Source organism: Lentzea sp. NPDC051213, assembly GCF_044455585.1.
In the GTDB taxonomy this organism is placed as follows: Bacteria; Actinomycetota; Actinomycetes; order Mycobacteriales; family Pseudonocardiaceae; genus Lentzea.
Window position 1 is genome coordinate 781258 of the sequence record NZ_JBITEX010000004.1, and the last position, 11145, is coordinate 792402.

The window sequence follows — 11145 nt, forward strand, 5'->3', positions numbered from 1 at the left end:
TGGGACAGAAACACAAGATCGCCCGCCGACCCCATACTTGCAGGTCAACGGGCGATTCGCACAATCAATTCAATTGTGGAGCTGAGGGGACTCGAACCCCTGACCCTCACACTGCCAGTGTGATGCGCTACCAGCTGCGCCACAGCCCCTTGAAGGTCCACGTTCCCAGTAGGTTTCCCCGCCGTTCTCGTGTGGCAATACCGTACATCAACCACGCCACAGGATAAAAATCGGGGGTATCCAAACCCCATTCGGCCTGGTAGGACCGGGTGATGACCGCCCCAACACCGTTCGACCCGAAGATCGAGTGCATGGACCGCGAGGCCCGTCGCGAGCTGCAGGAACAACGCCTCCAAAGCCTCGTCGACCGGCTCCTCAGCACCGACAACTTCCAGGGCGCGCGACTCAGGGAAGCGGGCGTGACGCGCGGCACAGACGTCAGCCTCGACGAGATCCACCTGCTGCCGACGATCAGCAAGCAGGACCTGTGGGACCACTACCCGTTCGGGCTGCGGATCGCGCCGGAGGAAGACATCGTGTGCGTGCACGGGTCGTCCGGCACGGGTGGTCGGCCGACGCTCATCCCCTACACGGCGCACGACATCGGCATCTGGGCCGAGGTCATGGCCAGGGCGCTCAAAGGTGCCGGGGCGACGAAGAGCTCGATCGTCCACAACGCTTACGGCTACGGGCTTTTCACCGGCGGGCTCGGGGTTCATCACGGTGGGATGAGGCTCGGCGCCACGGTCATCCCCATGTCGGGTGGCATGACGGAGCGCCAGACGAGGCTCATCAAGGACCTGAAGCCGGACGTGCTGTGTTGCACTCCGTCGTACGCGCTGAGGCTGGCGGAGGAGTTGCAGGAGAACTCCATCCGGGTCGGTGTCTTCGGGGCTGAGCCGTGGACCGAGGAGATGCGGCAGCAGATCGAGCGGCAGCTCGGCATCAGGGCGCTGGACATCTACGGGCTGTCCGAGGTCATCGGGCCGGGCGTGGCGTGCGAATCCCTTGACTCCGAAGGGCTTCTCAACGTCGCTGAGGACCACTTCTACCCCGAAACCCAGGACGGCGAACTCATCTTCACCACGCTCACCAAGACAGGCATGCCGCTGTTGCGTTACCGCACGGGCGATGTGGCCACGCTGGAAGAACCAGCAGGCAGCAGAACGCTGAGGAGAATGAGCAAGCTCAAGGGGCGCAAGGACGACATGCTCATCATCCGCGGGGTGAACGTGTTCCCGACGGAGATCGAGGCGGTCGTGCTGAACCACGCGAGCCCGCACTACCTCATCGTCGAGGACCGGCGGACCACCACGGCACAGCTGCACGTCGCGGTCGAGTCCACAGAGGACGTCAAGAGCGCGCTGACCGCACAGCTCAAGGAACGGCTCGGCATCACGTGTCAGGTGCTCGTGCTGGAGCCGGGCAAGTTGCCGCGCACCGAGCAGGGGAAAGCACAACGCCTGGCCCGGTGGACCCAGGGCCAGGCGCCGATCGAGGGCCTTACTTAGTCAGGTCGGAGAGCCAGTTCTTGTTGTCCAGGTCGACGAGCTTGCCGCCGGAGGCCACGCTCGGCGTGCCGCGGAAGCGGCCCGTTTCGGCGTCGCGCAGGACAGGGTCGTTGCTGGTCTTGGACATCAGCTCGTCCAGCTGCGTCTTGTAGGTGTTGTTCTGCACGCAGGTCTCGAACGTCGCCGAGGTGACGCCGACGTCCTTGCCCAGCCTGGTCAGCTGGGCCTTGGTGTAGCCGGCCTCGCCTTCCTCGGGCTGGACGTTGAACAGCGCCGCGTGGAACGCGTTGAACTTGCCGTCGTCGGCCGCGCAGAGGGCGGCGTTGGCCGAGTCGGTCGAATAGCCCTCGGGATCCGACTTGCTGTTCAGCATCGGCAGGATGCTGTAGCGGATCTTGACCTTGCCGTCGTCCACGGCCTGCTTGATCGTGGTGCCGTAGGTCTTCTCGAAGGTGCCGCAGATCGGGCAGAGGAAGTCCTCGTACACGTCGACGGTCACGGTGGCGGTGTCCTTGCCCACCAGCACGGTGCTGCCATCGCGGACCGCGGGCGCCGAGATCACGTGGTCGGCGGGGGCCTGGGAGATGGCGGCGTCGGGGCCTGGGGCCGGGGACTGCCTCGACTGGAAGATGACGTAGCCGATGACGGCGATGGCGAGCACCGCCACGACGGCGATGCCGGCGATCACCTTGGTCCGGTCGGAGCCGCCTGAGCTCCTGGCCTGTGCCACCGCACGCGCGGCCTGCTTCTTCTTCCGCGCACTGCGCTCTGCTCCACCCACGGCGCCGAGGGTAGCGAGCCAAGCTAAAAGAATCCTGAGTACGCAATCACGCTTCCGGGTGGCGTGGCTTGCCGCCTACCCGCTCACCCGTCGGGATCTCGGCGCTCTCGTCGAGGCAGCCGCACTCCGGGGCGACGGCGGCCGCGTTGTGCTCCTCCTCGTGCGTGGGCAGGGTCTCGGGCGCGACGAACCAGAAGCCCACGGACAGCAGCAGCGCGGCTCCGGTGATGGCGAACGACGCTTCGAAACCGAACGAGTCGGCCAGCAGGCCCGCGCACATCGGGCCGATGATCGCGCCCAGGTCGGTGACCATCTGGAAGCCCGCGAGCACGGGGCCGCCCTTGCCGCGCGCGCCGATGATGTCCGCGACGACGGCGTTCTGCGGCGGGTTCAGCAGGCCGGCGCCCATGCCGGCGACCAGCGACGCGGCCATGAACGTCCACACGTCGCCGGTGAAGCCCATGCCGATCGTGGCGAGGCCGCTGACCAGCAGGCCGACGATGGCGACCGGCTTGCGGCCGCGGGTGTCCGCGATCCGGCCGGACAGGAACAGCATCGCGGCGTTGCCCGCGGCGAACACCGACATCGAAACGCCGGCCACGGCGGCGCTGTGGTGCAGGGCCTCGATGACGAACACCGGCACCAGCGAGATCCGCACGCCGAACACGGCCCAGCCGTTGGCGAACCCGGACGCCAGCGCGGCCCGGTACGCGCGGTGCCGCACCGCCTCACGCACCGACATGGGGATGTCGGTGTTGGTCCGGTCGAGCGCCGCCAACGTCGAACGCCGCAGGAAGAACCAGACGACGAACGCCGCGAGGCACAGCAGCAGGCCGTACGACACGAACGGCACCCACAACCCGAACGGCACGAGTCCGGCGCCGACGATCGGGCCCGCGATGTTGCCGACCAGGAAGCCCGCCGCCCACAGCCCGGACGCACGGCCGCGCATCGGCGCCGGCGTGATCCGGATGAGCAGGCCCAGCGCGGCCACCGTGAACATCGTCGAGCCGACGCCCGCCAGCGCGCGCCACGTCAGCATCTCGGCGTAGCTCGTCGAGAACCCGGACATCGCGGTGCCGAACGCCACGATGAGGATGCCCACGATGTAGACGCGGGGTTCGCCGAACCGGTTGACGAGCTTGCCGCTCATCGGCGCGAACGCCAGCCGGACGAACGCGAAAGCGCTGATCAGGGCCGCGACAGCGGTGTGGCCGACGCCGAACGACGACGCGAACACCGGCAGCACGGGCGCCACGATCCCGAACCCGATGGCGATGATGAAGCTCGCCGCGACCAGAACCCAGACCTCGACCGGTAACCGCTCGCGCACAAAGCCTCCCTTAGCCCTGCTAAGGATATGTCACGCGGCAACTAAATAACTCATTCGAGCAGCTCATCCACTCTGCGTACATATGCCGTCACGGGATAGGCCGCCACGAACCCGCACGACTCGGCGAACCGCTCCCCCGGACCCTCGTCCACCTGCGAAGCGATCAGCGTCGCCCCGCCGGAACGCATGGCCGCAGCAGCAGACACCACCAACGACCGCCCAACGCCACGACGCCGCCGCGCCGGACGCACGACGCACTGCTCGACCAGGCCGACACCGCGTTCGGCGAACCCCGACACGAACCCGCCGATCCGATCGCCGTCGTCCACCACCATCACCACACAGCGCGGGTCGTCGAGCCGATGCCCGAGCCACCGCGACAGCCGCGCCCGATTGCCGACCAGCTCGTCGGACAGCAGCTCGACGATGCCCGGCAGATCAAGATCACCGGCCAGGCGTACCTCCGGGGACACCGAAGCAGGCCCGCGATGAACCACGGTCAAGAGCTCCTCGACCGCGTACCAGCCGGAGTCGTCGGCGATGCCCTCGATCTCGTCCACGGTCGTCGGCGACGCGTACACCACCGCCTCCGCCCGCCCAGCGGCGGCGAACGTCTGCTCCAGCTCCAGCAAGCTCGACGCGACCTCGACCGACGACCCGTCCAGCGCGCAGCCGAAGTTGCCGGACGGCAGCGGGTTCTCCCGGTTGATCACCACCGCGGCGCAGCCGACCCGGCCGACCTTGCCGTACCTGACCGCGCCGGACGCGAGCCGCGCGCCCTCGACCAGGATCGCCAGTGAGCGCGCCTGGTAGGGATCGAGCAGCTCCGGGTCGTCCGGGTCGCGCAACGGGTCAACCAACGCGGCGGTCCTTCCACTCGGCACCTGGCCGCAGTGCGCAGTCCAGCAGGAACACCCCGATCGTCGCCCACGACAGCGGCGCCAGCACGGCCGAGACCTCCGGCCCACCGACGCGCCGCACGAACTCGCGATGCGCCACGGCCTGCGAGAACCACGCCAGCCACGACCACGGCGAACGCCACCGCAAGATCGGCACCAGCCCGTACGCCAGGTGCAACAGCCCGGCGACCACCAGCAACACGCGGCCCCACGGCCCGAACATCTCCCGCATCGACGGCTGGATGCTCTTGCGCAACGACCGCCAGCAGTCCCCGAACGTGTCGATCCCCGACGTCGTCAGCAGCGCGGTCGCGTCGAGGAACCGCACCACCCCACCGGCGTCCCTGATCAACGTCGCCAGCCCGACGTCGTCCGCGTGCGTCCCGGCGAGCGCCTCCCACCCTCCGGCGGCGACAAACGCGGAACGCCGCACCAGGATGCAGTGCCCGACCCCGAGCGCCGTGGTCCCGCGGCCGTCCGGCGGCGATCCCTCGAACACCAGCGTGTTGAACGCGGGCAGCAGGAACCACCAGCCCGGCCCGGTCCCCCGCGCCGACGACGACACCAGATCCGCTCCGAGCTCGGCGGCGGAGGCCACCAGCCGCCCCACCAGATCAGGTGTGCAGGTCACGTCCGCGTCCACGAACAGGAACCACTCTTCGTCCCGAGCGGACGAAACCCCGAGGTGCATCGCGTGCGTCTTGCCGGCCCATCCGGCAGCCGGACCGGCCGACTCGATCACCTCGGCCCCACAAGAACGAGCGACAGCAGCCGTCGCATCCCCGGAAGCGTCGTCCACCACCACAACGCGCACGCCCGGCTGACCGACCAGATCGGGCAACAGCCTGGCCAGGGTGGCCTCTTCATCACGAGCCGGCACGACAGCCAGCACCGACGCGGTCTTCGACGAGGCGGACACCTCGGCGACGTGCTGCCACTGCGTCATGGTTCGTGCAGACCGCAGTGTGGACAGCACGCCAGACACCACAGCAATCATCCCCATACCTCCACCCTGACACACTCAACGACGTGCACCTGCCTGATCTCCCGGTGAAGTCCGTTCTGGCCGAACTCCTGGACACGCTCCAGGAACACGGCTCTGCCGTACTGGTCGCACCACCGGGCACCGGCAAGACGACGCTCGTCCCCCTCGCCCTCCACGAGAGGTTCGAAGGCAAGGTCGTCGTCGCCGAACCACGCAGGATCGCCGCCCGAGCCGCCGCCGCACGCATGGCGAGCCTCCTCAACGAACCCGTGGGCCACACCGTCGGCTATTCGGTCCGCGGCGACCGCAAGACGAGCAAGCACACCCGCATCGAGGTCGTGACCAGCGGTCTTCTCGTCCGCAGGCTCCAGCACGACCAGGAACTCCGCGGCGTCGGCACCGTGCTGCTCGACGAGTGCCACGAACGGCACCTCGACGCCGACCTCCTCCTCGCGCTCCTCCTGGACGCCAAGGCGACCCTGCGCCCGGACCTCAAACTCCTGGCCACAAGTGCAACCGTTGCCGCACAACGACTCTCCGAACTCCTCCAAGCCCCGGTCCTGAACACCGAGGTCCGCACGTTCCCGTCAGAGATCACCTACGTCCCGCCCGCACGCAAAGAACACATCGAGCAGACCGTCGCCAGAGCCATCACCAAGGCACTGTCCGAAGTAGACGGCGACGTGCTCGCGTTCCTGCCGGGTGTCAAGGAGATCAACCGCACGGCGAGCCTGCTCAACGCGGAAACCGTGATCCTGCACGGCCAGCTCAAGGCCCAGACCCAGGACGCTGCGCTCCAGCCAGGCAAGAACCAGCGGGTGGTGCTCGCGACCAGCATCGCCGAGTCCAGCCTCACCGTCCCCGGCGTCCGGGCGGTCGTGGACGCCGGACTGGCCCGCGTTCCCAGGGTCGACCACCGCCGGGGTCTGGCGGGCCTCACCACGATCCGCGTCTCCCAGGCCGTCGCCGACCAGCGAGCGGGCCGCGCCGGACGTGAAGCGCCTGGCCGCGTCTACCGCTGCTGGCCGGAGCACGAGCACTCGACGCTCCCCCGCTACCCGGAGCCGGAGATCCGCACGGCCGACCTGACCAGGCTCGCCCTGGAGCTGGCGGTCTGGGGCACCCCGGACGGCAGCAGCCTGAACTGGTGGGACGCCCCGCCGGAGGGCGCCCTCAAAGCCGCCCAGGAAACCCTCAACGCCATCGGCGCGGACGACCCCGAACGCCGCGACCGCATCGCCAAAGTAGGCCTGCACCCACGCCTCGGCCGCGCCCTCATCGACGGCAGCGCGATAGCCGGCAACCGGACCGCCGCCGAAGTCGTGGCACTGCTCGACGACAGCTCGCACCCGAGCACGACCGACCTGGCCGACGCGCTGAAGGCCCCCGGCAAGTGGCGCCAGGAAGCCAAGAAACTCGAGAAGCTCGGCACCAACCCGGCGGGCAACGGCGACCCGGCGCTCGTCGTCGCGCTCGCCTACCCGGAACGACTGGCGAAACGCCGGTCCAAGAACAGCAACATCTACCTGATGGCCAACGGCACAGCCGTCGAGCACACCAACTCGCACGCCCAGTGGCTGGCGGTCGCGATCGCCGACCGCGAACCGGGCAGCAAGCACGGCCGCATCCGCCTCGCCGCCCCGGCCGACGAAGAACTCGCCGTCACCGCCGCGGAAGCCCTCGTGCACACCGTCGACGACATCCGGTGGAACGGCGACGTCATCGCGAACGAGGTCCGCAGGCTGGGCGCGATCACCCTCGACGAGCGCCCGCTCAACGACCTCGCCAAGTCACAGCAGGCGCTCCGCCTCGGCCTCGAAGCCGAAGGCCTGGGCCTGCTCAAGTGGACCGACGCTGCCAAACGCTTGCGCGAGCGCATGGCCTTCCTGCACCGCACCCGCGACTGGCCGAGCGTCAACGACGAGAACCTGATCCGCGCCATCGACCTGGGCAAGGCGAAGAAGCGCTCCGACCTGGCCAAGATCGACACGACGACCCTGCTGCGGAGCCTGCTGCCGTGGCCGGAGGGGGCGGAGTTCGACAAGCTCGCCCCGGAACGCATCGGCCAGGGCAAGGTCGACTACACGCAGGACCAGCCTGCCCTCCACGTCCGCATCCAGGACGCCATGAAGTGGGCAGACACGCCGCAGATCGCGGGAGTTCCGGTGGTCGTGCACCTGCTCTCCCCCGCGGGCCGTCCCACCGCCGTGACCAGCGATCTCAGGTCCTTCTGGCGCAACGGCTACCTGCGGGTGCGCAGTGAGCTGAAGGGCAGGTACCCCAAGCATCACTGGCCCGAACGGCCCTACAGTAAGGGCACATGAGGGGTTTTCAGGTATCGAGGCGCCGCTTTCTGGGGATGACGGCGCTGGCCATGACCGCGGCGGGCACCGCCAGGGCCGACACCGACCACGCCGAAGCCGTCGTCATCGGCACCGGCTACGGCGCGGCGGTCGCGGCACTCAGGCTGGGCCGGCAGGGCATCAAGACGACGATGCTCGAGATGGGCCAGCTCTGGGACCGGCCGGGACCCGACGGCAAGATCTTCTGCCCGATGCTCGACCCGGACCGCCGCGCGATGTGGTTCAAGGACTGCACCGAGGCACCGCTCGAAACCCTGCTCGGCCTGCCGATCGTGAACCGCCCGATCCAGCGCTACGCGGGCGTGCTCGACAAGGTGCACTTCGAGGAGATGGCGGTCTACCTCGGCCGCGGCGTCGGCGGCGGCTCGCTCGTCAACGGCGGCATGGCCGTCACCCCGAGGCGCGAGTACTTCGAGGAAGTCCTGCCGGACGTCGACGCCGACGAGATGTACGGGACGTTCTTCCCACTGGCCAACAAGACGCTCCGGGTCAACACGATCCGCAGCGCCTTCCTCGAGTCGACGAGCTGGTACCAGTACGCCCGCACGGCACGACGGCAGGCCGCCCGCGCCGGCTACGGCACGCAGGTCATCCCGAGCGTCTACGACTTCGCCCACATGGAAGGCGAAGCCCGTGGCACCGAACCGAAGTCCGCGCTGGCCGGCGAGGTCATCTACGGCAACAACCACGGCAAGATGAGCCTGGACAAGACCTATCTCGCCGACGCACTGGCCACCGGCAACGTCACGATCAAGCCGTTGCACCACGTCAAACGCATCCGGCAGCAACCGGACGGCACCTACCTGCTGACCGTCGAGCAGCGCGACGCGTTCGGAAAGCTCCTGCGCGCCAAGGAGATCGGCTGCCGCCACCTGTTCCTCGGCGCCGGCAGCCTCGGCACCACCGAACTGCTGCTGCGCGCCCGCGAGAACGGCGACCTGCCGGAACTCAGCGAGGAGATCGGCCGCGGCTGGGGTCCCAACGGCAACGTGATGACCGCCCGCACGATGATCGGCGGCTTCCAGCAGTCCGGCATGCCGGTGCTCGCCATCGACGCCTGGCAGGACCGGAAGGTGTTCGCCGAGATCGCCCCGATCCCGGCCGGCATCGAGACGCTCGCCTCGCTGTACCTGGCGATCACCCGCAACCCCGAGCGCGGCACGTTCCGCTACGACCGAGCGACCGACGGGATCACCCTCGACTGGCGGCGTGAACAGATGAAACCGTCGATCGGAGCGGTCAAGGGCGTGTTCGACGAGATCAACCGAACAAACCTCAGTACATATCGTCCCGACCTGTTCGGCATTGGGAAAGTCTTCTCGGATGACTTCACCTATCACCCGCTCGGCGGCTGCCTGCTCGGCCGCGCCACCGACGAGTATGGCCGGGTCAGGGGCCATCGCAACCTCTACGTCACGGACGGGTCGCTCATCGGGGGTTCGATCGGCGCGAACCCGTTCGTCACCATCACCGCACTCGCCGAACGTAACTTGAGCCGAATCATCGCCACCGATTTGAACCATTAGGAATCGAACAACGTTATTCTGGTCTATGGCGCACATCGCGATCTTCCTGATGCCCGAGCGCGGCCACGTTCTTCCGGCGCTCGGGATGATCGCTGAGCTCGTGCGCCGCGGCCACCGCGTGACCTGCCCGATCACCGACTCGTTCGCCGAGGCCGTGACGGGGTGCGGCGCGACCGTGATCCCTTACGAGACAACGCTTCCCGCCACGCTGCCGGAGTCGCTCTTCGTCGCGGCGCAGCTCGCGCTCACCGAAGCCGAGTCGGCCCTGCCGCAGCTGGCGGACGCGGTCCGCGACGACCCGCCCGACATCATCGTGTGGGACATCGCGGCGTGGACGGGCGGCCTCCTCGCCCGCCGGCTCGGCGTCCCGAACCTGGTCGTGGAGAGCCTGCTGACCAGCAACTCGCACTGGTCGCTCGGCACCTCCGTGGTGCCGGCGCGGACGTTCAACCCCGAAGCGATCCGGTTCTTCACCAAGGTGCACGAGTTCGTCGGCAGCTCGCTGCCGGAGTTCATCGCGGGCGCCCGCCGGCGGATCGCACTGTTCCCCCGGGAGTTCCAGCCGGAGGGCGACACGTTCGACGAGCGGTTCGCCTTCACGGGGCCGTGCCTGACCGAACGCGCGTTCCAGGGCGCGTGGGAGCCGCCCGGCGACAAGCCGGTGGTGCTCGCGACGACCGGCGCGCAGGTGTGCGCGAACGCGGCGCGCGGGATGCCGTGGCACCTCGTCACCAAAGGCGCCGTGCGGAACCCGGCACCGAACGTCGAGGCGCGCGCCGAGGTGCCTCAGCTCGCCGTGATGGCGCACGCGAGTGTGTTCATCACGCACGGCGGCATGGGCGGCGTGATGGAGGCGCTGCACCACGGCGTTCCCATGATCGTCGTGCCGCACATGACCGACCAGCGCGTCAACGGTCAGCGCGTCGAGGAGCTCGGGCTCGGGGTGCTGCTCGACAGCGTGACCGAGGAGGGCGTGCGGTCGTTGGTGGATCAGCTGATGTCGGATTCCGCGATTTCCGCGCGAACCAAGGACATGCAGCGGATGATTCACCGGGCGGGCGGCAGCGCGTTCGCCGCGGACGTCGTCGAGGAGGAGCTGGCGCGGTGAGACGGATCTGGGACGACGCGGTCCGCGCACTCGGGGGCGCACCCGACTCCGGCGATCTGATGGAGCGTTACGCCGAGCCTCATCGCAGCTACCACAACACCTTCCACGTCGCGGCCGTCGTCCGCGACTCGCTGGTGCTCGCGGACGCGTTCGCGTTCACCTCAGCCGAACGCGCGGTCCTCACGCTGGCCGCCTGCGCGCACGACGTGATCTACGACGGCAAGCCGGGCGAGGACGAACGGGCCAGCGCGGCGTGGGCCAGGGAGCGCCTGGCCGGCCTGGAGGAAGAGCACGTCGCGCGCGTGGAGTCGTTGGTGCTGGCCACGATCACGCACTCGTCCGACGACCCGCTCGCGCACGTGATGCTCGACGCCGACCTCGCCATCCTCGGCTCGGAACCGGCGCTCTACGAGCGCTACAGCGTCGCCGTCCGCCAGGAGTACTCGCGCTACGACGACGAGATCTGGCGCGCCGGCCGTGCCAAGGTGCTGAAGACCCTGCTCGACCGGCCGGACCTCTACGTGACCGAACCCGCGCGGGAGCTGTGGGACGCCGCCGCGCGGGCCAACCTCGCCCGCGAGCTTCAGTCGCTAATGCCATGAGGGTGACCTTCATGGACCTCAGGTCCATGAAGGTCAC

General features: G+C 68.7%; 9 protein-coding genes and 1 tRNA gene. 5 read left to right on the top strand and 5 right to left on the bottom strand.

Going from position 1 to position 11145, the window contains the following annotated elements:
• Positions 1-76: 76 nt before the first annotated feature.
• A tRNA-Ala gene (locus tag ACIA8G_RS21925) sits at positions 77-149 on the bottom strand.
• Positions 150-272: 123 nt separating this feature from the next.
• Here ACIA8G_RS21925 and ACIA8G_RS21930 point away from each other — a divergent pair.
• Positions 273-1511: a phenylacetate--CoA ligase family protein gene (locus ACIA8G_RS21930; RefSeq protein ID WP_396420473.1), complete on the top strand. Its 1239-nt coding sequence runs from the start codon at positions 273-275 to the stop codon at positions 1509-1511.
• Here ACIA8G_RS21930 and ACIA8G_RS21935 read toward each other — a convergent pair.
• Genes ACIA8G_RS21935 through ACIA8G_RS21950 form a run of 4 tightly spaced genes read right to left on the bottom strand, consistent with a single transcriptional unit; the run spans position 1504 to position 5527 of the window.
• Positions 1504-2292, bottom strand: coding sequence for a DsbA family protein (locus ACIA8G_RS21935; protein ID WP_396420474.1), 789 nt, complete (start codon positions 2290-2292; stop codon positions 1504-1506). The genes ACIA8G_RS21930 and ACIA8G_RS21935 overlap by 8 nt on opposite strands.
• A 46-nt stretch (positions 2293-2338) precedes the next feature.
• The gene (locus ACIA8G_RS21940) at positions 2339-3625 is read right to left on the bottom strand and encodes an MFS transporter (protein ID WP_396420475.1); all 1287 of its coding nucleotides are present in this window, start codon (positions 3623-3625) and stop codon (positions 2339-2341) included.
• Positions 3626-3675: 50 nt separating this feature from the next.
• Positions 3676-4485: a GNAT family N-acetyltransferase gene (locus ACIA8G_RS21945; protein ID WP_396420476.1), complete on the bottom strand. Its 810-nt coding sequence runs from the start codon at positions 4483-4485 to the stop codon at positions 3676-3678.
• Positions 4478-5527, bottom strand: coding sequence for a glycosyltransferase (locus tag ACIA8G_RS21950; protein WP_396420477.1), 1050 nt, complete (start codon positions 5525-5527; stop codon positions 4478-4480). Before ACIA8G_RS21950 ends, ACIA8G_RS21945 begins: the two co-directional genes overlap by 8 nt.
• 26 nt (positions 5528-5553) lie before the next feature.
• Between ACIA8G_RS21950 and hrpB the strand changes: the two genes are divergently transcribed.
• From hrpB to ACIA8G_RS21970, 4 genes are read left to right on the top strand one after another with little or no spacing between them, the layout of a single operon-like run.
• Entirely contained in the window at positions 5554-7833 is a 2280-nt protein-coding gene (gene hrpB / locus ACIA8G_RS21955; RefSeq protein ID WP_396420478.1) for an ATP-dependent helicase HrpB, read from the top strand.
• A gap of 35 nt (positions 7834-7868) precedes the next feature.
• Positions 7869-9398, top strand: a complete 1530-nt coding sequence (locus ACIA8G_RS21960) for a GMC oxidoreductase (protein ID WP_396420479.1) — start codon at positions 7869-7871, stop codon at positions 9396-9398.
• A 25-nt stretch (positions 9399-9423) separates the two neighbouring features.
• Complete coding sequence (locus ACIA8G_RS21965) at positions 9424-10506, top strand: macrolide family glycosyltransferase (protein WP_396420480.1); 1083 nt, start codon at positions 9424-9426, stop codon at positions 10504-10506.
• A complete protein-coding gene (locus ACIA8G_RS21970; RefSeq protein ID WP_396420481.1) occupies positions 10503-11108 on the top strand; it encodes a hypothetical protein in 606 nt (201 codons plus the stop codon). The genes ACIA8G_RS21965 and ACIA8G_RS21970 overlap by 4 nt, the downstream gene beginning before the upstream one ends.
• The last annotated feature ends 37 nt before the right edge of the window (positions 11109-11145 follow it).